The sequence below is a fragment of the Enhygromyxa salina genome, assembly GCF_002994635.1.
Lineage (GTDB): Bacteria > Myxococcota_A > Polyangia > Nannocystales > Nannocystaceae > Plesiocystis > Plesiocystis salina_B.
Map to the genome: position 1 here is coordinate 43,469 of NZ_PVNL01000045.1, position 22,051 is coordinate 65,519.

Consider the following 22,051-nt stretch of genomic DNA (forward strand, 5'->3'; position numbering starts at 1 on the left):
GGCCCGCACGTTAGCAACCTTTTGTCGATGCCCGGGATCTGAGCGGCATAGATGATCGATTCGACCGCTCGGGGCACCCCTTGGGTATGTCCCGCCTTACGCCCTCCTCCCTGGCTGTGTTGTCCCTCGCGCTCGCCAGCCTCCCCGCCTGTGGCCAGACCACACCGCTCGAGAACAGCCCGCTCGTCGGCGGCGACGCCGAGTGGCCCGAGGCGCCGATCCCTCAGCCGGGAGGCAACGGCGCGCCCGGCAGCGAGTCGACCGGAGGCGACGAAGGCGGCGCGAGTGATTCCGGTGATCCCGGGGGCGACGAGTGGGACGGTGATCCGGGCGATGGCGATGGCGATCCCGGCTCGGGCGACGGCGACGGCGATGGCGACGGCGACGGCGACGGCGACGGCGACACCCTGTTCGACTGCATCAGCCCCGAGGACCCAGGCGCGTGCGGTGTCGAGCCGATGATCTGCGAGGCGTTCCCCTGGACCGACGGCCTGGGCGAGCCGCCGCCCATGACCCCCGCCTGCTGCGTCGACGACGACTGCGGCTGCGTCGACGGCCTGTGCACGTCGGCGGCGTGCACGGCCGACGGGTTCTGCGACTGCAACTGTCAGCTCGACGAAGATCCCGACTGCGCCGTCGACAGCTGCGCGATGCCAGGGCACGCCGCCGAGCCGCCCGACGCCGCGTGCCCTGACTCGCTCGATCCGGTCGTGCTCTACATGAGCAACGACGACAGCAATTCGCAGGCGTCGCCGACCTTCGTGCGCCGCCTGGTGGCCGACAACATGGTCGTCCCCGCCGCACGCGTGCGCGTGCACGAGTTCCTCAACTACTACGACCTGAGCTACGGCAACACCACGACCGACCTGCTCGACGTCGGCGTTCAGATGCGCCGGACCAAAGCCGAGACTGGTGAGTTCACGCTGCTGCTCTACGCCCAGGGCCAGCACCTCGACCCCAAGGACCGCCCGCCCTTCAACCTGGTCTACACCCTGGACATGTCGGGCTCGATGAGCGGCGAGCCGATCGAGCTGCTGATCGACACCGTGACCGCGACCGCCGGGCAGCTGCGGGCGGGCGATAAAATTTCGCTGCTCGGGTGGGACACCGAGCAATCGATTCTGCTCGATGGCTATCAGGTCACCGGTCCCAATGATCCGGTGCTCATGAACGCGATCGGCCAGATCGCCGCTGGCGGCGGCACCAACCTGCATGACGGGTTGGTCACGGGATACGCCCTCGCCAATCAGCACTACATCAAGGGCGGCATCAACCGGGTGTTCCTCGTCAGCGACGGTGGGGCCAACGCCGGTATCACCGACATCGACCTGATCGCCGCCGAGGCCAGCGACTCCAACGGCGAAGGCATCTACCTGATCGGCGTGGGCGTCAGCGAGGCCAGCGGCTACAACGACGAGCTGATGGACGACGTCACCGACGCGGGTAAGGGCGCGTACCTGTTCGTCGACAGCGCGGCCGAGGCCGAGCGCATGTTTGGCGACCCCGAGCGGTTCCTGGCCAACACCACGATCGCCGCGCGCGACGTCCAGATGGAGCTGACGATGCCCTAATACTTCGGCATCAAGGAGTTCCACGGCGAGGAGTACAGCGCCGATCCTGCCGAGGTCGAGCCCCAGCACCTCGCGGCCAACGACGCGATGAGCTTCCACCAGGTCATCCAGACCTGTGATCCCGACGCCCCGCACACGCTCGACACGATCAAGGCCAAGGCCACCTACCTCGATCCGGTCACGCTCGCCAAGAAGAGCGACGAGTACGTCGTTACGCTCGGTGACCTGGTCAACGCCGACGCCTCACAACTGTACAAAGGTGACGTGGTCGTCAACTTCGCCAAAGCATTCATTGCAATCTCGGCGATGGTCGACGCGAAACAATACGACGACGCGATCGGCACCGCCGACGCGATGGTCGGCTGGCTGCAACAGGCCGCGCAAGACCTCGGCGACGCCGAGATCGCCGACATGGTCAGTGTCATGAGCGACTACGCGGCTCTGCTCACCCAGAGGTTCGGGTGAGCGTGTCTCACAAATGGGGCTAAAGTAGCCGCGCCCGAGTGCATCGGGCTATTGTCGGCCGCATGTCCACGCCCCCAGACCCCCAGAAGCTGCGGGAGGGTGAGGCGGCAGCCTCCGAGGCATTTCGGAGGCTGCTGCGCGCACACATTTGCGGCTATTTCAACAAAGAGAGCCAAGTTCACGACGTCACCCAGGACGCGCTCTTGGACCTGCTCGCCAAGCTCGAGGCTGGCGCCGAGCCCAAGCACCCCGAATATTGGGCGCTCAATGCAGCAAACAACGCCGTCCGCCGCGAGCTCACGCGCTTGCGACGGCGCGCGATCGAGTACCAATCCCAGCTACATGGGTACGGCCAGGACGATGGCGCAGACCACGCAGAGCTGCTCGACGCGCGCGAGGACCTGCGCAAAATCAACGCGCTATTGGCCGACTGTGACGAGGTCCCATTCCGCGCGCTGACGGCTGCGGTCGAGGGACGCAATCATCGTGAGATTGCCGAGGAGCTGGGCATCAGCCCAGGTGCCGCCCGCATGACCCTGGCGCGTGCTCGGAGCGAGCTCAGTGGCCGTTTCACCGCGCGCCAGAAGATCGATCACTTGATGTGGTTGGCCCGTCGCGCCGGGCTCATTGAGGCGCCCCAGCCTGCGGACGAAGCGGCGCCTGGCTCTTCCTCGTCATCGTGATCATGCTCGTCCAGTAGTCGCCTGGTTCGCCAAGACATAGCGGGTCCCCGACGTCTTGCCCGAGCGCACCAACAGCCCCCGATCCGCCATCTCGGCCAACACTTTTTGCGCCGTCCACCGCTCGAGACCCATGTATCGACAGAAAAAGCCCGAGGCCAGCTGGCGGTCGGGCAGCTGATGGAACACGCGCAAGATTGCGGCCTCCAGTGACTCGCCTGATTTGACCTCGAGCGCCGACGAGTGAATGGAATGCGGACGCAGCAACTCACTGACGGTAATTTCTTGCAGCTCCTGAGCGTACGTTCCCTTGGCGATCAGCGCCTGAAGCTGCTCGATCGTCAGGCCCGGACGCCCTCGCACGGCTTGTATCAACGCGGCACGCCGCGCCTGTTCAGCTAGCACCACTGCGGTATCGACCATTGTGAGATCCTCCCTTTCCGCTCCCCAGATGTCAGTAGTCTCGATGAGGTGTCACGACTTTAATGCAATCAGGCAAATGTTCCCGGTGACGCCCCATCGATGTTCAGAGCAGCTCGCACGGCATAAACTTGCGCTCAGCGGGGGACGCCCGGAGTTCGCCCGTGCTTCGCATGCTTGTTACCATCAACAGCAATGGTGAACGTCCTACAGGTGTTCGACCCAGATCGTTTTCAAGACGTGCAGCGCATCGGCGCCGGCAACAACGCGACGGTGTTCAGCGCGTGGGATCGGGACCTCGAGCGCCGGGTCGCGCTGAAGATCTCGATGCAGGACACGCTGCTGGACATCCTTGGCAACGATCGACTCGCCGATCTAGGCATCGCGGCGGGCTTGCAACAGTTCATCGACGAGGTCGGCGGCCCGGACCATCGCTACACGCTGCTGCGCGAGGCCAGGTTGCTCGCGCGGGTCCACCACCCCAACGTGGTCCCGGCCCTCGACGTCGGCGTGCTCGATGGCTCGATCGCCCTCGTGATGCCCTTGATGACCGGCGGCGTGCTCGATGGCGAGGCCCGCGACGGCACCTGGCAGCAGGTGCTCGCGCTCGCGCTCGACATTGGCGAAGGCCTCGCCGCGCTGCACGAGGCCGGCATCCTCCACCGCGACGTCAAGCCCAACAACGTGCTGTTCGACGGGCGCGGCCGCCCGCACCTCACCGATCTCGGGCTCGCCTGCTCGCTCGACGACGACGCCGCGATGGCCGACTGGCCGGGCACGCGCGACTACATGGCTCCGGAGACGCGCGCGCGCAGCCACCGGGACCAACGCGACGATCTCTATGCCTACTGCATCGTCGTGTTTCAGATGTTCTATGGCCACCTGCCCTTCGCCTCGAAGGCCGCGCGGGTCGAGGGTCGGGTCTCACAGATCGTCCGGCCTGGCGAGATGCCGCCGGCCCTGCGCGAGGTGTTGGTGGGCGGGCTGCACCCGGCGGCCGATCGACGCTGGCCCGACATGCCCACGCTGCTCCACGAGATGCGCCAGGCCAGCGCGCCCGTGTCTGGGCGCAAGTGGCCGCTGCTCGCCGCCTCGGTCGCGGCCGCGTTCGCGGTTGGGGTGTTCGCGTCGTCGAGCGAGGTGCTGGCCGACGCGTGTGACGACATCTCCAGCGAGATCGCGTGGGACCAGAGCCTCGCCCACGAGCTTCGCCGCACGCTCGGCAGTCGGTCGGTCAGCGACTCGCTCGACAGCTGGGCCGCGCGCTGGGTCGCGATGCGCGGGCAGGAGTGTCACGCGGCCAAGCGCGCCGGCCAGCCCCAGGTCCCCAGCGCGTGCGCGGCCCGACTGCAGTCGCGGTTCAACGCGACGATCCGGGTGCTGTTGGACGCGCCGCCGGAAGCCACGATCAACTACGCCAAGATGATCAACGATCTGCCGCCGCCCGAGCGCTGCCTCGACGACCCCACCCGCGACAGCGCGACCACGCCCCGCGAGCTGAGCGACCTCGGCTCGCTCAGCTCGCTCAGCTTGCTCAGCACGGACAGCTCACCGGGCATGCTCGAGCTGCGTGACCGCGACGACGAGCTCGCGGCGTTGCTCGCAATGGACGACTTCGACGAGTGCTGCGAGCACCCCGCCCAGGTCAAGCAGGCCGAGTATCTGGCCCTCGCGTGGGTCCACCAGAGCGGCTACGACATCGCGCGCGCGCTGTACTGGCGCGGCAAGATCCATCGACGCAAGCACGACCTCGACGCGGCTCAGCGCGACCTCACCAGCGCGTTCGAGCGCGCGACCTCAGTCGGCGCCGACGAGCTCGGGGCCGAGGCGATGCTCGAGCTCGCCGTCGTCGCCGGGGAGCGCGGCCAGATCGCCAACGTCGACGCCTACGCCCTGGTGGCCCGCGGCATGTTCACCCACACCCGCGCCGACCGAGTCGCCGAGGTCTCGCGCGTGCATGGCTTCGGGTTGCTCTCGGGCTCGCGCGCGGATCAAGCCCGCGGCGTCGAGCTGCTCGAGCAGGCGGTCAGCATGTACGAGGCCCAGCACGCCCGCTACGGCGGCCCGCGTGAGGACATCGCAACGGCCAAGCTCGCCCTCGCCCAGGGCCTGCTCGCGCTCGACCGGCACGAGCAAGCGCTCGCCGTCGCCCGCAGCAGCCTCGAGATCCATCAGGAGGCGTTCATTGGCCGGACCCCGCAGACCCACGCGCTCCACCGGCTGATCTTCGTCGCCCAGGTCGAGCTCGGCCAGCTCCGCGAGGCCTCGTTCACCACCGACGAGCTGCTGCAGCCGCTGTTCGACTCGGACGCGGTCGGGGCTGGCATCGAGGAGTGCGAGTGGATCGCCGCGACCTACGCCGAGCTCGGCGACAACACCGTCGCCGAAGCCTGGCGCGTAAAAGGGCGCCGGGCCGCCGTGCTCCTCAAGCCCGACATGCCCGACGCCCTATAGTGGCGCGCGAGTCAGCTCGCGCTGGCCCTAATCTCAGGCCCTAATCCCAGGCCCTAATCCCAGTCCACGCAGTCGAGCGTACCGTCCTCGAACGTGGCCAGGCTCGAGCACCAGTAGATGTCCTGCTCCTCGCAGTACCCATCGTACAACTCGGTGCAGATGCCCCAAGAGCAGCAGATGAACGCGGCCTCCGGCTGCTGATTGTACCCGGGCGGCTTGGGGTTGCACTCGTGGACCTCACAGTAGTCAGGGACCTCGAAGTAGCAATCGACCCCGCCGTTGCCGTTGGCCTCGCCGAGATCGCAGTGGTAGCGCGTCTCCCCCGCGCGGCAGCTGGGACCCGCCATTGCGAAGCAGTCAGTGCCCGCACAGCAGACATCTGCGTCATACGACGGCGCGCCCTCGACGTGGGGGCTGCAGATGACCGGAGTGCCGGTCGCGCGATGGACGACGTCACACAGATCACGGATACCGTCACCCGCGGGCGTCATTGTTGCGAAGTACGTGAGGAGGAGATTGATGGCGATGTTCATCGTGTTGATTCCTTTCGCTCGCGGCGTGCGAGCTCCAGCAATGGTCGCACCCCGTCAATTGCCCCCTTTCGAGCTGGTCCAGTCGGTCAGCAGTAAATCATGACACTCATGCATATCGATCGGGTTTGGCCTAGCAAAGACGTCGGGTCATGAATGTCGACCCTCAAACTCCCGACTCGCGCCGACCCTCGTGCTGAACGGCTGCCCCGCGGCGAAACCATCAATTTGAGCCGGCGCGCGACGAAACTGCCCGACTAATTGGCCTAAAGTCACGTGGCGACGACCCGCTCCCGCCCGCGGTTCTCCCCGGAGCGGGCCTCGTCCATCGCCACAAAAACCAGAGCGCGCGAAGCTTGCGGCGTTGTGACTCTCCGCATATCGAAGCCGCGTTCGCGCGGCGCGACCCCGACGAGGCGGTCCTTGGATCAGAACACCCCTGGCAGCATCCGCCACGGAACCAGCCGCCGGTATTCCACCCACGCCTCACCGTATTTTCGGGCGCAACGATCGTCGTCGCGCAGCGACCGGTGGACCAACAAGATGGTCAAGAACATCACGTAGAACCACGGCAGCCCGCGCTCGAAGCCGACCGGGATCGTCCACGCCACCGCGAGCGCGAGCTCGGGCAAGTAGTGGAAGTGGCGGGCGACCCCCCACCAGCCCGACACCAACAACAGGTTCTGACGGGGCACGCCATCGGCCGGGGTGTAGGACGCGACGATCGTGCGCGGCGGTCGGCCCCAGATCTTGGTGTTGCCGTCGGTCGCCCGGACCCGCTGGCGCTGCGCGTCGGCTTGATAGTTCACGTAGATCGCCGTGACCCCCGCCACGAAGATCACCGCGGCCGTGGGCCAGCCAAGCGGGAACGGATGATCGACGAGGAACAAGGTCGAGATCGTGTAGACGCTCGGCAGCCAGCCGCACACGCCCCACGCGATGTAGAAGCCAAACCGGTCGTGCATGATGTCGATCGACTGGAAGTAGCCGGACTCCCACACGAAGAACTTGAACACGTAGACGACCTGCAGCGAGACGGCCACCAACATGGAGGTGCTCAGCTCGCCGTGTCGCGCGATCTGGGCCGACGCGTCGGACAGCACCATGATGCTCCAGCCCATCATCGCGTAGCGGCAATTGATCAGCTGCTTGAGCTCGACGCCGCCGATCTTCGGGTGCAGCTGGGTCCCCCAATAGAAGTCCCAGATCGGCCGGCCCGTCCCGCCCGCGTCCCGCGACGCCGGCATCTTCAGCCCGGTCGCGTAGAGCCACAGGCACAGGACCAGCGCCAGCAGACTCGAGGTCACCAGCAGCTCGCCAAAGTGATCGTAGACGACCGATCCCTCGAACAGCCCGAGCGGACCGGTCGCCAGGAACCACGCGATGTGGGTGACGATGAACGCCGCGACGCCGTTGATCCAGTAGTGGGGTCGGTTGCCTGCGGGCGACACTGGCCCCTCGCGGACCTCACCCGGCAGCAGGATCAGCAGCGCGGCCTGAAAGGTCAGCCACACCCCCAGCATGCCCGCCGCCTGCCACGACGGCCGCGGCAGCCGAGACAACACCTCGAGCGGCTGCTCGAGCGCCGCGAGCACGCTGCCGTCATAGTGCACCGTGACCACATAGAGCAGCAGCACGAACAACGGCGAGCCAAACACCAGCACGGCCGGGACCAAGGCCCTCGTCCACCACGCGCCACCGCCCGCCAACCAGCCGCCAGCCTGCTTCAGTTCATCTTCTGCGCTCATTCGACCTAGCCTGGGTTTGCGCGGTCGCGCCCACAACCAAAACGACTTTGGAATCCGTGACGCGCGTCACCCGACGGATGACTGAGCCGTGCTCGACGTGTCTCACTCGCGCAACAGCGTAGCCCCGTGTTGCTTCAGCGCACAGCGGATCACCGCGAATCGTGGTTCGGCGTCACGCGGATCGCTGCACGCTGGCCACCTGCTGGTCCCAGCTCGCCGCGTGCGAGTTGGGCTGCGCCGCCAGACCTAGCGCCTCCCCGTGGGCCTCGACGAACGCCGCGATTGGCGGCTCGTAGCTGACCGCCGGATAGGTCGAGGTGTAGCGATGGAGCAGCGTGTACGTGGCGAGCGTGACGATCAACTCGATGATGCCGACCGGGCTGTGCCCGCGCATCAGGCTGAGGATCTGGTCGTTGCGCAGCTCCACGGGCGGGCTGGAGATCGCCCGGGCGAGCGCGAACGCAGCCGCCTCGCGGGTCTCGGCCTGACTGGGCTCGAGCGCGTCGCGCAGCATCCCCACGTTCGCGCCGCTGCGCATTGCCCCGTATGCATAATGGGCAGCGAGCAGCTCGTTGTGGCTCGCCTTCGCGGCCACGAAGCCCATCGCGTATTTGAGCCACATCCCCGTGGGCCCCTGCATGGTGTGCAGTCGCTCGATCAGCAGGTGGGCGAGCACGCGCTTGGCTGGGGTTCGGCTGATCCGCAGCAGGTAGCTGGGCACGAAGCCCAGCGCCGCCTCGACCTGCGCGTAGATCTTGTCCGGGCGCTTCTCGATGGTGCTGAGCGACGCGCGGCTGTAGCCGATGACCCCCGCGATCGTCTGCGCGAGCTCGAGCGGGTTGAGGGTCTCGCCGTCGTCGGTCTCCGCGTCGGCCTCCACCACTTCGCGATCATAGCGCTCATCGTAGTTCTTGCTTGGCGTCCACGCGCTCGCGGCCAGGTGCGCCTGCGACTGGGTGAGCAGCCGTTGCTCGAGCACCACGCCCAGCGTGTCCACGGCGCAGTTGAGGAAGCCCATCAGCGTGGCCGCGAGCACCACCGACTCTTCGTCGCGCTCGCTAAAGTGCCTGGCCAGGGCCAGTCGATGGTCGAGGGTGACCTCTGTGGGCATCTGCGCGACCGCGGTCGCGTAGTCGATCGCCGCGAGGTCACTCGGCTCGAACTTGCTCGAGTCCAGCGGCGCCATGGCCTCGGCGTTGCGCAGCAGCGAGCCACCGGGACCCTTGAAGATCGTGCCCATCCCCGCCGCGTGGGCCGAGCAGTACGCACAATCGTAGGAGCGACTGGCCACATACACCACGAGGCTGCGCAGATCCGGCGAGATGCCACGCCCGAGATCACAGCGGGGGATGTCGAGCAGGCTCGGCACCAGCACGCTGTAGGTCGTGAACGCTGGCGGCCAGATCTCGAAGTAGCCCATCGCGTGGGGGACCACGCCAAGGATCTGGCGGACCATCAGCGCGACCGCCCGGTAGCGCTTGACGATCTCTTCGCGACTGACGGCAAATGGACGCAGCGCGTATTCCAGCGTGGGCTTGCCGGGGGCGTGGTCGGGGGTCGTAGCGTCGTCGTCCAACGCAGCAATTCATATCACGACTTCGCCGCTGGGATCCCTACCGGCGCGCGCACACCAGCGCATTTTTTTGTCGCAGGTTTAGAGCGGGGCTGTGTCCGACTCGGCCGGCTCCCCGGCTTCGCCGAGCAGGTGCCGCTCGAAGAACGTCGCCAGCAACCCATAGAACGTGTCGCGATTGATCGCCTTGCGAAACCCGTGGCCCTCGGTCGGCGCGAGCATGTACCAGACCTCTTGGCCACGCTCACGCAGTGCCGCGACGATCTGCTCGGCCTCGTCGACTGGCACCCGGGGGTCGTTTGCACCGTGCGCGACGAACAGCGGCGCGCGAATCTGCTCGACGTTGGTGATCGGCGAGAGCTGCTGCAGGACCGCGCGGACGTCGGGGTCACGCTCGTCACCATACTCCGCGCGACGCAGGTCCCTGCGGTAGCCGCGGGTGTTCTCGAGGAAGCTGACGAGGTTCGCGATGCCGACCATGTCGCAGCCAGCGACCAGGCGATCCGCGTACGCGGCCAGGCTCGCCAGCACGATGTACCCACCGTACGAGCCACCCACCATGCCAACCCGCGCCGCGTCCAGCGTGGGCTCGCCCGCGATCCAGTCCAGCACCGCCCCGACATCTTCAATTGCACCGCCCCGAAGCACGCCGTCGTCGAGACCGCGAAACCGACGCCCGTAGCCGTCGGATCCGCGAATGTTGGGACCGAGCACCGCGATCCCACGCGACACGAAGAACTGAATGATCGGGCTGAACTCGGGCCTGAACTGATCCTCGGGGCCGCCGTGGATCCACACCAACACCGGATGAGGGCCCGGCCCCGGGGGCGAATAGATGAACACCGCCAGCGGCACACCGTCGCCGCTCTGGACCCGCGCGAGCCGGGGGTGCACGAACCCGGTTGGGTCGGCGCCGGTCGGGCTCTGCGTCCAGCGGGTCAGATCACCGCGGCGAACGTCGAGGCTGTAGATGTCGGCGGGCTGGACCGCCGACCCGGCCGCGAACGCCAGCTTGTCGGGTCCGGCCGCGCGCAGCCCCGTGAGCACCCCACCGCGCGGCAGGTCCAGCTCGCGCGCGCCCTTGCTCGCCGCGTCGTTCGGGTCGAGCAGGAACAGGCGGCTGCGGCCATCCTCGTTGATCGCATAGGCGATCCGCCCGCCCGACAAGAGCGCGAGGCTCTCCACGTCCCACGGCACGCTTGGGGTGACCGCCGACCAACTCCCCTGGAGATCGAGCGCGTGGAGTCCGACGTGATCCTGACCGCGATCACTGAGCACCAGCAAGCTGCCGTCGGCGAGGTAGCGGGCGTCGAGGTAGGCCGCGTCGGGCTCGTGGGTGTCGGGGAGCTCGGCCAGCGAGCCATCGTCCAGCGTGTAGCGCATGATCGCCGAGCGCTCGACCGACCAGAACCGCCGCAGCAGCACCTCGGCGCCGTCGGGGCGGATCGCCTGCACGATCCACTGGCCATCGAGCTCGCCCGCGAGCGTGAGCGTGGCCCCGAGCTCCTCCGAGCCCAGCCCGCGCGAGACGTAGAGATCCATGTCCGGCTCGCTGCGGGCGTTCCCCGTCAGCACCACCATCGGGCTGGGCGTCGCCGCCACGCGAAACGGGCCGTGGCGACTGTACCCGTCCGTCAACAGGGTCTCGATCCCGTTGAGGTAGTCCTGGTGATAGACTTGGTGATCTTCGCTGCCGTCGATGTCGCGGCGAAACAACAGCTCGTCGGGTCGACCCGGCAGCGGCGTGGCCTGCACGACCGGCTCGGCGCCCGACGTCAGCGGACGCGGCTCGGCGCCCGGCTGGCTCACCAGCATCACCTGCGTCGTCGAGCCGTGGCGGCCGAGCACGAGGATCTGATCGGTCTCGGGCATCACCGCCGCGAGTCGCATGCGGCTGGCGTCGAGGTAGGGACGCAGCGCCTCGGACATGGTCTCGGAGATCGGCGGCGTCCCGTCGAGGATCGGCAGCACGCCGTCGGGGCTGTCGACCTCGAACTCGAAGTCGGTTGGATCCACCGAGCCGCCGATCACCCCGCGCTCGTCCTCCGGCTCGGGCTTGGGCTCGGGCAGCGCGACCTCGGCCGGGAGCGGCGGGGTCGGATCGGGTCGAGGCGTGCACGCCAGCGCGGCGAGGCATGCGAGCCAGGTGGCGCGGGGGTTCACGCTGCGGAGGATAGCGGTGGATGCCGCAAGCGCGAAGCGCGAGGGCGAGGATGCTGGGTGAGGGGGAATGTCGAACGCTTGGCGCTCGGGGTGCCGGCGACCGTCCTTCGTCGTGATCGAGGTACTCGAGGCTGCGTTCGATCATGCACCAGTACAACCACGAATCTGAGCGTCGACGCGGCGTGAGAGTGACGAGGCCCTCATCCGCGCGAGGCGACGTCGACACTCCCGCCCGACGTGGCGCAAGGTCCCCGTGACGAGGCCCGCGAAGCTGATCGGGACGAGCGTCAAGAGTCCGGTTCCCTGGTTGTAGTCGGGGTTTTCGCGCAGAAACAGACGCGCCATTGGATCGCAGCGCGCGGTCCATGCAGCGCGCTCGGCTTCGCTCTCGCGGGTGATCCAGCCGACCCCGCACACACCGGGGCGGGCCCCGTCGACGGGCTCGAGGCCGAACTCGACCGCGAGGCGATCCATCACCGATCGCGTCTGCGTTGGCGTGGGCTGGTCCCAGTGTGGGTAGATCTCTGGCGCCACATGAGCCAGGGCCAGATAGGCCGAGGGATGCACGAAGCAGCCCAGGAAAACCTTGTTCGCCCCCGGATAGCGGACGCACACGCGCAGGACCTCGGAGATCATCAGCCCGCCCAACGCGGCGCGGCGATAGGCCGGCAGCTTGCCCGTCTCGCCCCGAACGACCACCCACTGCTGGCCTTCGATCTCGCGCACGAACGTGTGCACGGCCAGATAGCCGACGACCTGGCCTCCGGCCCGGTACACTGCGATGCGCGTGCGATCGGCCAGCGAGTCGATGACGTAGGCGACAAAGCGCTCGCGCGAGACCCCCGTGAAGATCGCCGCGTGGGTGGCGTAGAGGTCGTCGATCAACGCCTGCTTGCGCGAGGATGGGAGCCGATGGGGATCGATGACTTCGCTGCGGATCCGATCGAGCATGACGCCGAGCCAGTCGGGGTCGGGTCGGGGACGATCAATAAATGCTTGTACGCTGCTGAATTCGTCGAGTTCGGCCCGACTCTCTCACCTGCGGCGCGCGAGGCAGACCGTGTGTGAGTCGCAGTCGGGATCCTCGGCCACAAACGCCTCGATGACAAAGCCTTCGCGCTCGAGCAGTGACGCGTACTCGGCGGGCGACAAGCTGGAATGGTAGACCGGCTCCCCTTCGACGGTCCCGACCACCTCACCATCGTGCGGGCCACACGTGAACAACAGCACTCCCCCGCTGGCCGTGTGCCGGGCGAGTCGCGGCAGGGTTGTGCGTTGTTCATTGCGCGTGAGGTGGAAGAAGCTGTCCCACGCGACGACCCCACCAAACAGCTCGCCAAGCTCGAGCTGACGCATGTCGCCCGAGATCCAGCGCTGGTCGGGAAACCGAGCGCGACACAGCTCGAGCATCGACTCGGCGAAGTCGACACCGACCACCACGCGGCCCGCGTCGATCAGGTAACGAGCGATCGGCTCGCCCGCGCCACAGCCCACGTCGAGCAACGGCAGGTTGGGCGGGCACAGGGCGAGCAGTCGATCGAGCCACTTGCGCTCGGTCAGCACGCGGTGCCGGTGCTGGTCAAACGCAACAGCGTGACGCTCGTAGGTGGCGCGAGTCCCCTCAGCGAGGTCCGGAGGGAGCGTCGTCATGGCCCGGCGCCCGAGACCTCGACGTTGCGACAGCAGCCGCTCACGGCGACGGCCGGCCACGCGAGTGTGTTCAGGCTCCGAGCGGCCACGCCTTACTTTTACTACATCTGTGGACACCGAACCCTGCAAGACCTCGATGGGAGTCGCTCGTCCGATTCGAGCCAGTCCTGGTTCCAGCCCCAGAACGCAACATCGACGTGTCTGTGGTGGCGGGCCAACGAGACGCAGTGGACCATGCCGGTGCCGATCGGCGCCGGGCATGTGGCGTTTTCACCAAATAACGGGTCGGACGTGATCGAGTGATGCCGCCGATGGCACACCAGCATTGTGTCTTACCGAAGCTTGATCTCGAGCACGCCCCTCCTCCTCCTCCTCGTCCTCGCCGGCTGCGACCTCGGCGAGCCCAAGCAGCTAGGCGAGGACGATGAGGACGACCTGCAGGGCTGCGATGAGGAGAACGACGACGACGACGACGACGACGATGACGACGACGACGACGACGACGACGACGATGACGACCCGAACCCCGATTGCTTGCCCGTGGATCAGCCCTACATCGGCAGCCTCGCGTTCGAGAGCAACGCCGACGTCGAGCAGCTCGCCGGCGTTTCGGTCGTGCAGGGCAACCTCGGCATTCACTGGGGGGTCACGGACCTCACCGGTCTCGAGTGCCTGACCGAGGTCACCGGTGGGTTTTGGATCGTCGAGACCAGCGTCGGCAGCCTCGCACCGCTGCACAATCTCCAGCGCGTGGGCGGCGAGCTCGAGATCGGCATGGCGCCCTCGCTGACGAACATCAGCCTCCCGGCCCTCGAGCAGGTCGGCTACCTGAGCGTCTACTACAACGACAGCCTGCAGAACGCCGAGATGCCCGCGCTACACACGATCCTGCAGCACGCCGAGTTCGACGACAACATCAACCTCCCGACCTGCGACATCACGACGATCCGCGACGGCCTCACCACCCTCGGCGGGCAGTTCTTCTTTTCTGGCAACCTCATCGACGGCTGCGAGTGAGCGGGTAGCACGTGCGATGGTGGGTCGGGGCCGCGTGAGCGTCGCGCCGCTCGCTTCCCCGTGTGGCTCGGCGTCGCGTGTGGGATCAAGGCCCGTCGACATCGATATGCACGGTCACGCTGACCACGTCGGGCTCGGCGAGTAGCCGCTGCTCCACGCTGACAGCGATGTCGTGTGCCTCGCGCAGGGCCAGCTGCTCGTCGAGGACGATCGACACAGAGACCTCGAGGCCCGCGCCCTCGTAGCGCACTTTCCAGTCGTGGCTGGCGCGCACGTGGGGCATGCCGTCTGCCGTGGCTCGCAGCGCCCGCTGCCGGGCCTCGGGCGCCGCTTCTCCCATGAGCAGCCGCACGTTGTCGATGGCCAGCTCGAGACCTGACCACCCGATCCAGATGCCGGCCGGGATCGCTAGCCAGGCATCCCAGGCCGACCAGCCATAGCGGGCGGCGAGGAAGCCGACCAGCGCGAGCGAGCAGACCAGCACGTCGTTGCGGGCATCGATCGCGAGGGCCCGCACGGCGGGAGACTGCGCGCGCTCGTGCAAGATGTTCGCGGTCCCGAACACGCCCAGCTTGCCCAGTAGCTTGCAGGCAAAGGCCAGGGCCACCAGCCAGTGCATGTGGGGGTCGGCGTTTGTGAGCAGGGCCATCACCGCGGCACGCACCACCTCAATTCCCAGTACGCCCGCCAGGACCGCCGCGATTAGTGCCGCGATCGGCTCCGCCCGGTGGTGGCCGCGCGGGTGGTTGCGGTCGGCAGGCTTCGCGCCCACGCGTAGGGAGAACAGGATGGCTGATGAGGTGAGGACGTCGATGATGCTGTCTGCTGCCTGACTCAGGGCTAAAATGCTGCCGAAGTAGGCGTAGACTGCTGATAGGAAGATTAGGAAGACGACGCTCAGGGCGATGCTGGTGGCGGCGAGCTGGCGGAACTTGGCGTTCACGGGCGTATGATGGCACGGGGTGGAGGGCGCACACCAGCGGGCTTTGGCGGGAGATCCGTGGGGCTGGGGCTGCGAGCGAGGCGGCCCGACTGCGAGGTGATGCCCCGTCGCACGAGCCTTCTCTTGCCTGCACCAAGTAGAGACCCGAAGCCGCGGCGCGTTCGACGTCGGACACTACCGGTTGTGACACATGGCGGCACAACAGCGGGCAAAGGTTGCGTTGCTCGTGTTCCAGAAACTGAGAGGTGAAGCATTGCCGGCCGCTCCACGCTGGATAGATTTGTTCCGTGCGAGCAACAGTCGCTTGCCTTCAACTTCAACGCTCAGAGCGGCAGCCGCGAGGGTGACGATAGCAACGTCAGATCCAGCCGGGATGCTGGCCTTTTCCGGAGGCGGGTGCGGCAAACTCATTATCGGGGAGGGCACGGCAGCATGCGGCGAATGGTGGTGGTAGGGATCATCGGTGTCGTTGCTGCCGCAACCGGCTGGATCATCTGGGTTGCGGCGCAGCGCGAGCTTTGGGTTTGGGCGGTTATTGCACCGGCGTTCAGCGGCGGGTTCATTTCGCAGTGGCTGCGTTGTCGGCCGCACGGCATTCGTGGACTTGATACATTGGCGAGCACCGTCGCGGTCGGGCTGACGCTTCTTGCCATCGCTCTTGGTAGGGAGTAAACACCGCGCCGGGCGTTCCAGTCGGACGTTCGCTCGTGTGGCCCAACCGCGTCCACGCCGCTGCCCGCACGATAGACTCGCTGGTGGTCCGCCCGTCCGGGCGATCTGCTGGTCGATCGCGTCCGCGTGCTTTGCAGGGCCTATGGATGCCCCACGACCCGACCTCACCGCTTGAAGCCGCCGTTCCAAAGTGCGGCGAAAACCAGCGTAGCGGCGTTCTTGGCGGCTAGATTCTGGCGGGCGTTCTTGTCGTCCCCCTTGTTGCCGTCCCCCCAATCGCAGATCGCCTTGACGACCAGCCACTCCGCGCCGCCATCGTGACACGCCGTGTGCACGCCTGATCCCTCCATCTCGCCACCGATCGCCTCCGGCTCCAGCCGCTCGAGACTCTCTCGGTAGTCGAAATTGTCGACCAACTTCGCACCGGAAAGCACCAGACCGCGCCTGACCTTGAAGTCCTTCAGGCGCTTGGTGGCACCGCGCACGCGCGAGAGCAATGTGGTCGAAGCGGGTGCTCGGCTACCTCGAGGGATAATTTCGTTCTTCCCGACCCGCTCGGGATCGTAGTTGCGCAGATGGGTTGAGACGAGGACGTCTCCGATCGCCTGCTTGCCTTCGCTCATCCCAAACGCAGTGCCCACCGCGATCACACTCGCGGGAGCCCTTCCCGCCGAGCTCCCAAGTCGCAGTTCTGCGATCGCCGTGGATACGCTCGAAAGTGACCCTCCCGGCTCGCTGGCGCCCATTTCAGTCTCAACGACGAAGACTCGAGCATCAGCGATCGTGCCGAGATCATAGTAAACTCGACGCCGTCCGTTGAGGATCTCGCTGTTTTGACCCGTGATCGCCTTCGCCGCTGTTTCGACGGCCTCGAATTCCACGTCGGTCGTCACTACCAAAAGCACATCGGGCGATGGGAGGTCTGCGGACACGACGAGCTTCGTGTCGTCTTTGAGCTGCCTGGTGCGGACACCATCGAGCAGCTCGCTCACGCTGTACCGGCGGGACGCGTTCTCTGGGAGATAGCGATATGTGGGCCCCTCGAGGTCCTCTAGCGTGAGCAGGTGCTGATAACTGACCGTAACTTCAGGGTTGTCGGGAAGTGGCACCTTTGGTGCGGGCTTGATCTCAGGGTTCAGCGCATGGACACGCCCGAGGTGTTCGAGCACCACGTTGAGCGCAGACCGGCGCATCGCTTCCGATCCGTGCACCAGGATGTCAAGCCGGTTCTTGCCTGGGTTGCCCGCAACGAGCACAGAGCAGCCCGCAACCGTGAGCACGACCCCCGTTCGCCACCGCGTGCTGGTGTCCTGTGCGTGAGCCTCGACGATGAACCGCGGAATCAAGCCCGGGGGCAAGTACTCGTAGTCGAATCGAAATCGCAGCGAGTCCTTGGGCCAGCTGTCGTAGTTGGGAGCATTCTTGGGCAGCGCCTCGGGCACCAGGTACTCCTCGCTGGTCGACCCACGTAGAGGAAAGCACAGGCCCATGTTGTCGAGCTGCATCATCGACAACATGAATTCCCAGCGGCCGACGGGGTAGTCGTTGGAGTCGAGGAGTTCGGCGAGCTGCTCACGCCGAAACACCCCACTTTGCTGCACGACCAAGCCGGCGGTCAACACCTTGTAGATCGCCCCGGTGAGCCAGTTAGGGTCGAGGATCGTGACGTTCTGGAGCGCGGCAGGAGCATCCTGCCTCAGTCCATGGGCGACGATCACCCCGAGGTTGTGCAGCAGCTGCAACAGACCGCGCTGCTCGTTCTCGTCGGTGATCGCCTCGGCCGCTTCGGCGTTCTCGCACAACCGAACGAAGTCGAGGTGGCTGAGAACCTTTTGGTGCTCGGCGAACTCGGCGACGGCGTCTTTGACTCGACGCCAGGGATTGGGGAGGAGGTCGCGGACATGCGCGAGGCGAGGGTCGTGCTGGAGGGTCTCGAGGATCTTGACTTTGAGCGCCTTGATGGTCTGCCCGGCTACCTCATCGCCGTTGCACGAAGTGCGAACGAAGGCGACGACGCTGGGCCACTCGCGGGCGATCGTTGTCTCATCGAGCAGAAGCTTGGGCAGGTTGTCGTCGCATTTGTTGATGACGACGATGATTGGGGAGTCGCCGCCGCGGTTGGAGATGGTCCGCAGCCACTTATAGATCGATGTGTCGTCTTCGCGGCGGTCCTCGAGGACGAGCAGGTAGACGCTGCGCTCGGTCAGAAAGAACTTGTGGGTCTCATGCAGCATCTCCTGGCCGCCGAAGTCCCAGACATTGAGGAATGGGGCTTGGTCTGCGGGACACCAAGTCTGGGTCTCGATCCTCTGGTGAGCGATGACGCCTGGGGTCTTCTTCTCGTCGGGGTCGCGCGGTTTGCCGGTGGTGAGATAGCGGATCAACGAAGTCTTGCCGACGGCTTCGTTGCCGACGACCAAGAGCTTGGCTTCGTTGAGCGGTTGGTTCGCGGAGGACCGGTAGCGACGGTAATAAGCAAGGATGGCCTGGGCATCGCGGGTGTCCAAAATCTCCTTGGGGAGGAAGGTGATGTTGTTGCGTTGCAGCGCTAGCCAACGAAGTTTATTGGGGCGCTTTGGGCCCGCCCACCGCCCTTCGAACAACGCCTGCGCTCCCTCGTCCCCGATGCTGTTTTCGCTCAGGTCGAGGGAGGTCAGGCCGGTCAACGTCGCCAGCGCCAGCGCTCCCTCGGACCCGCGCGCACAGTGACGCATCGCTAGCCGCTGCAGCCCCGTGCACGACACGACATCCTCGATGTTGAGGGCTTCCCCCCCGACGATGAACGTGCGTGCCGGGTTCCACCCGGTCGTTCGCAACCACTGCCGGTCGTTCTCATCGCGTCCCAGCGCCAGCTCTTCCCATTGTTCCGCGCGCGCCTTCTCCAAGATGTTCGTAATGCTGACCTGCTTCATGGGGATGGGGGGGGCGGGGGGCGCCTCGATCAAGGTACCCAACTTCTCCGACACCCGTCACCAAACCAAGCACAAACTCCACCCTCTTGCGCCCGTGGTACAGTCGCCCCGTGTCCTGGCGCAGACCACAAGACGAGACGCTCGCCCTGATGACGTCGGGGCCCATGCAGCAGTGGCTATCCCTCGGCAACCACGGTCGAGAACGCCACGCGACTCGACCCCGGCCGCGCCGTCTCTGCCCTGCGCTTCTGGGCCTTCATGTCCCGCAACGGCCTCGCCGGACTCCTCTCGCGGACAGCAAGCGAGCAGCGGAGCCGGATCGAGTCACTCCTGCGCTCCGGCCGGTTGAGCGTGTTCGAACGCCCCCGCACTCTCTCGAGGCACTCACACGACTACATCGACGCCGAGCCGGACGCCCCCGCTCCGCCTGCCCCCGCGCCCGAGCCGATCATCGACGCCCAACTGGCCCTGATGATCTCCCGCTGCCACCCCGAGTACGCCCAGGAGCCGCTGAAGTTCACCTACCTGCTCCGCGGCCTCGAGGGTCGCCCGGTGTCGCTCACGATCGTCTCGGACAGCTTCCCCCGCCGGGTCGTCCACGAGCGCCCGCTGTCCCCCGGCGAGACCAGCGATGGCCCCCACGACACCGAGTGGGACGGCATCATCACCCAACCCGGCGCCCACCAGGGCGAGCGCCTGTCGAGCTCTACGACGAAGAGCTCGCGCGCATACTGGCCGGCGCTGCGGAGGATCTGCAACGCATGCGTGATGATCTGAAGCTCACCAGCCCAGCCGCGATCGGCTGCGGCGAAGCATTTCCCGGGGGACCACGGGTGTACAATCGGGTGCGCCGCCAGCACCGCCAACAAGGAGCGACAAGATGAGTTCTTCTCCCCGCACTGTCATCTTTCCCTTGGCGTCAAACGCCAAAGCACTCTTGGCAGGTGGCCCGGTGGACTCCGTTCGCCGTCGCCTAAAGCTCTGCTCGCTGTTCTTCGACAGGGTCTTCGTCGAACAGGGTGCGATCCACATCACGGCCGGCCCATCCGGCAGCATGACACTTCCTGTTCTGCCCAGCAAGGACGGCTATCGCTGGCAGAGTCCCGCGACCCGCAAGCGCGGCGGAGAGCCTGTCCGGCTCTTCGTTCGCACCGAGGGCGAGCCCCAAGTTCCTTGGCAACTGGCCATGCAAACGAAGACAACCATCAACTGGTGCCCAACTTTCGAACCGTTCCGAAATGAGCTGCCGGGCGAATCCGCCAAGTGGCTGCAATTCGTCGGGGTCAACCCGAACCCGCAGCTGAAACTCATGGTAAACGCGGGGCTTCGAGCAGACCAGCAAATAGAGGCGGTGCGACGGAAACTACCTGACGCGATGGTCAGAGATCAAGTCCTCAGAGGTTTGAATGGCGACCTTGCCGCAAGCGGACTCGGCGGCGTGGCCATCAGCGTTGACGCGCAGCACCGGCAGATTTTGGCCTGCCGTCGTGATGCTGGCAAGGCTGTGCCAGTATGTGGACCCTCGTCGCTACGGCTGCTTTTTCCTTCACCGCTCGCCAGAAGAGACCCACTTCTGCTCTGGAAAAATGACCCAGGCCAGATCCTCTATCCCGTCCGATCCCCCGCCAGGAGCAGACGTTCCGCGCACCGCTCGCAGGCGCGAGAAAGCCCCGCCGGCGACCGCCGACGGGGCTTCGTCTGTTCGGCCGCGCTCACGCGGCGAGGTCGGGCTGAGGCGTCCGCAGCGACTGGCCGTCGATGCGGACCGTATGGCAATGATGCCGCAGCCGATCGAGCAGCGCACCGACCATCTCTTTCTGCCCAAGAAACGCGTACCAGTCCTCGTACTCGAGGTTGGTCGTGATGATCGTCGCCGCCTTCTGGTAGCGCTCCTCCATCAGCTTGAAGAAGATGTTCGACTGCTCGGGTCGCAGGTTGAGATAGCCCATCTCGTCAATTAACAGCAGATCGATCCGCGTCAGCCGGTCGAGCAGCTTGCGCGAGGAATGGTCGGCGAGGCTTCGGTACATCTCGTCGAAGAGATCCTGGGCCTTGATGAAGAGCCCACGCCGTCCCGCTCGCAGGGCTGCGAGCAAGATCGCGGACGCGAGGCCGGTCTTGCCCACGCCCGTCGGCCCGATGAAGACGAGGTTGGCGGCACGGTCGATGAAGTCGAGCTGGGCCAGCTGCATCATCGCAGCCTTGCTGACGCCGGGTTGCTGCTCCCACGGATAGGTCTCGAGCGACCAGCGCTCGGGCAGGCGAGCCCGCCGGATCCGGTGCTCGAGGAAGCGCATCTCCTGCGATTGGTACTCTTCACGCAGCAGCCGCGCGAGGAATTCCGAGTAGCTGGGCGTATGCTTCTCGGCCCGCTCGAGCTCGCGTGGCAGGATCTGTTTCAATCGTCGGAGTTTGAGGTTTTCGAGTAATTGGTCGAGGTCATCATTCATCGTTGGGTTCCTCTTTTGCTGTGTCGTCGGTCTCGGCTTTCGCCTGGGAGTTGAGGGGGGCGAGCCGGAAAAAATCGCCCTGGATCCGTTGCAGGACCATCCTGTCGATGCGGTCGAGGTCGTACAGGTCGAAGCTCAGGGCATCGTCGACCGCCGCGATGAGCTCGTCGGTCGGGTACTCGAGGTACATCCGGCGAAGCCGTCGGACCTTGCGCAGGGCCTGGCCTCCGTGGCGCTTGCGCAGCCGATCGACGAGCTTGCCAAGCACCGGCGAGACCTCGCGCAGGAGCTTCTCGTCTTCGCTCGGGCCGACGCGCAGACTGTGGCGGCCGTCGTGTTCGTGCTCGGGGAGCGTCCTTCGAGCCTTGGCGCCGGGCGGCTCCCGCTCGTGCGTGACCACGAGGCGATGGCCGTCGAAGACGCGGACCCGGGTCATGCTCTCGCGCAGCTCGACGGTCCGGCCGATCAGCGCGGTCGGCATCGAGTAGCGATTGCGATGCAAGGAGACGTAGCCCTCGGTGTCGACCCGCCGCGCGTGCAGTTCGTAGACCTCGGGGATGAAGGCCGGCAGCGGCTTCAGGGCGGGCCGCTCGGCGGCGAGCAGCTCGACCGGTGGCTTGGGCAGGTCGCGCTTGCCCCGGTCATTGACGCGATCACACCATTGACGCAGTTGCGCGTTGAGGTCATCGAGGCTCGTGAATACACGGCCAGCATAGAAGTTGTTCTCAATGAAGTGAAACGGTCGCTCGACCCGGGCCGAGCGATTCGCGTCGCCGACGGCGTGCGCCTCGAATTCAAACCCG

The 22,051-nt window shown here is 66.3% G+C and carries 18 protein-coding genes; 7 read left to right on the forward strand and 11 right to left on the reverse strand.

Annotation, left to right across the window (positions count from 1 at the left end):
* The first annotated feature begins 119 nt into the window (after positions 1 to 119).
* The 3 genes from ENSA7_RS11275 (at position 120) to ENSA7_RS11285 (ending at position 2,719) form a co-directional block, all read left to right on the forward strand.
* A complete protein-coding gene (locus ENSA7_RS11275) occupies positions 120 to 1,571 on the forward strand; it encodes a vWA domain-containing protein (RefSeq protein ID WP_181233642.1) in 1,452 nt (483 codons plus the stop codon).
* A gap of 87 nt (positions 1,572 to 1,658) precedes the next feature.
* A complete protein-coding gene (locus ENSA7_RS11280) occupies positions 1,659 to 2,036 on the forward strand; it encodes a hypothetical protein (protein ID WP_106089262.1) in 378 nt (125 codons plus the stop codon).
* 62 nt (positions 2,037 to 2,098) lie between these two features.
* The gene (locus ENSA7_RS11285; RefSeq protein WP_106089263.1) at positions 2,099 to 2,719 is read left to right on the forward strand and encodes an RNA polymerase sigma factor; all 621 of its coding nucleotides are present in this window, start codon (positions 2,099 to 2,101) and stop codon (positions 2,717 to 2,719) included.
* Here the strand turns inward: ENSA7_RS11285 and ENSA7_RS11290 are convergent, their stop codons facing one another.
* On the reverse strand, positions 2,720 to 3,139 hold the full coding sequence (locus ENSA7_RS11290; RefSeq protein ID WP_106089264.1) for a hypothetical protein: 420 nt from the start codon (positions 3,137 to 3,139) through the stop codon (positions 2,720 to 2,722). It abuts the gene before it with no gap.
* A 192-nt stretch (positions 3,140 to 3,331) separates the two neighbouring features.
* On the opposite strand from ENSA7_RS11290, the gene ENSA7_RS11295 reads away from it, so the two are divergent.
* Entirely contained in the window at positions 3,332 to 5,590 is a 2,259-nt protein-coding gene (locus ENSA7_RS11295) for a serine/threonine-protein kinase (RefSeq protein ID WP_106089265.1), read from the forward strand.
* Between the two features lie 53 nt (positions 5,591 to 5,643).
* On the opposite strand, the gene ENSA7_RS11300 is transcribed toward ENSA7_RS11295, so the two are convergent.
* The 6 genes from ENSA7_RS11300 to ENSA7_RS11325 form a co-directional block, all read right to left on the reverse strand.
* The gene (locus tag ENSA7_RS11300) at positions 5,644 to 6,123 is read right to left on the reverse strand and encodes a hypothetical protein (RefSeq protein WP_106089266.1); all 480 of its coding nucleotides are present in this window, start codon (positions 6,121 to 6,123) and stop codon (positions 5,644 to 5,646) included.
* Positions 6,124 to 6,548: 425 nt separating this feature from the next.
* Entirely contained in the window at positions 6,549 to 7,868 is a 1,320-nt protein-coding gene (locus ENSA7_RS11305) for a phosphatidylethanolamine N-methyltransferase family domain-containing protein (RefSeq protein ID WP_106089267.1), read from the reverse strand.
* A 172-nt stretch (positions 7,869 to 8,040) separates the two neighbouring features.
* Positions 8,041 to 9,444: a carboxymuconolactone decarboxylase family protein gene (locus ENSA7_RS11310; RefSeq protein ID WP_106089268.1), complete on the reverse strand. Its 1,404-nt coding sequence runs from the start codon at positions 9,442 to 9,444 to the stop codon at positions 8,041 to 8,043.
* A gap of 78 nt (positions 9,445 to 9,522) precedes the next feature.
* Positions 9,523 to 11,604, reverse strand: a complete 2,082-nt coding sequence (locus ENSA7_RS11315; RefSeq protein WP_106089269.1) for a S9 family peptidase — start codon at positions 11,602 to 11,604, stop codon at positions 9,523 to 9,525.
* Between the two features lie 141 nt (positions 11,605 to 11,745).
* On the reverse strand, positions 11,746 to 12,555 hold the full coding sequence (locus ENSA7_RS11320) for a hypothetical protein (RefSeq protein ID WP_106089270.1): 810 nt from the start codon (positions 12,553 to 12,555) through the stop codon (positions 11,746 to 11,748).
* 84 nt (positions 12,556 to 12,639) lie between these two features.
* Positions 12,640 to 13,254 (reverse strand): class I SAM-dependent DNA methyltransferase, encoded by a 615-nt coding sequence (locus ENSA7_RS11325; RefSeq protein WP_106089271.1) that lies wholly within the window; start codon positions 13,252 to 13,254, stop codon positions 12,640 to 12,642.
* A 327-nt stretch (positions 13,255 to 13,581) separates the two neighbouring features.
* Here ENSA7_RS11325 and ENSA7_RS11335 point away from each other — a divergent pair, with 327 nt between their 5' ends.
* Entirely contained in the window at positions 13,582 to 14,271 is a 690-nt protein-coding gene (locus ENSA7_RS11335) for a receptor L domain-containing protein (protein WP_106089273.1), read from the forward strand.
* An 85-nt stretch (positions 14,272 to 14,356) separates the two neighbouring features.
* Here the strand turns inward: ENSA7_RS11335 and ENSA7_RS11340 are convergent, their stop codons facing one another.
* Positions 14,357 to 15,214 carry a cation diffusion facilitator family transporter gene (locus ENSA7_RS11340; RefSeq protein WP_106089274.1) on the reverse strand — a complete coding sequence of 286 codons (858 nt, stop codon included), beginning with the start codon at positions 15,212 to 15,214 and terminating at the stop codon, positions 14,357 to 14,359.
* Between the two features lie 441 nt (positions 15,215 to 15,655).
* On the opposite strand from ENSA7_RS11340, the gene ENSA7_RS11345 reads away from it, so the two are divergent.
* Entirely contained in the window at positions 15,656 to 15,886 is a 231-nt protein-coding gene (locus ENSA7_RS11345) for a hypothetical protein (RefSeq protein ID WP_106089275.1), read from the forward strand.
* A 164-nt stretch (positions 15,887 to 16,050) separates the two neighbouring features.
* On the opposite strand, the gene ENSA7_RS11350 is transcribed toward ENSA7_RS11345, so the two are convergent.
* Positions 16,051 to 18,798 carry a COR domain-containing protein gene (locus tag ENSA7_RS11350; protein WP_106089276.1) on the reverse strand — a complete coding sequence of 916 codons (2,748 nt, stop codon included), beginning with the start codon at positions 18,796 to 18,798 and terminating at the stop codon, positions 16,051 to 16,053.
* A 258-nt stretch (positions 18,799 to 19,056) separates the two neighbouring features.
* Between ENSA7_RS11350 and ENSA7_RS11355 the strand changes: the two genes are divergently transcribed.
* Complete coding sequence (locus ENSA7_RS11355; protein ID WP_181233643.1) at positions 19,057 to 19,575, forward strand: hypothetical protein; 519 nt, start codon at positions 19,057 to 19,059, stop codon at positions 19,573 to 19,575.
* Positions 19,576 to 20,510: 935 nt separating this feature from the next.
* Here ENSA7_RS11355 and istB read toward each other — a convergent pair.
* Positions 20,511 to 21,248 carry an IS21-like element helper ATPase IstB gene (istB, locus tag ENSA7_RS11360; protein ID WP_106089278.1) on the reverse strand — a complete coding sequence of 246 codons (738 nt, stop codon included), beginning with the start codon at positions 21,246 to 21,248 and terminating at the stop codon, positions 20,511 to 20,513.
* Positions 21,241 to 22,051 (reverse strand): Mu transposase domain-containing protein (locus ENSA7_RS43520; RefSeq protein WP_443655653.1); only part of this gene is annotated, 811 nt, incomplete at its 5' end. The genes ENSA7_RS43520 and istB, both read right to left, overlap by 8 nt.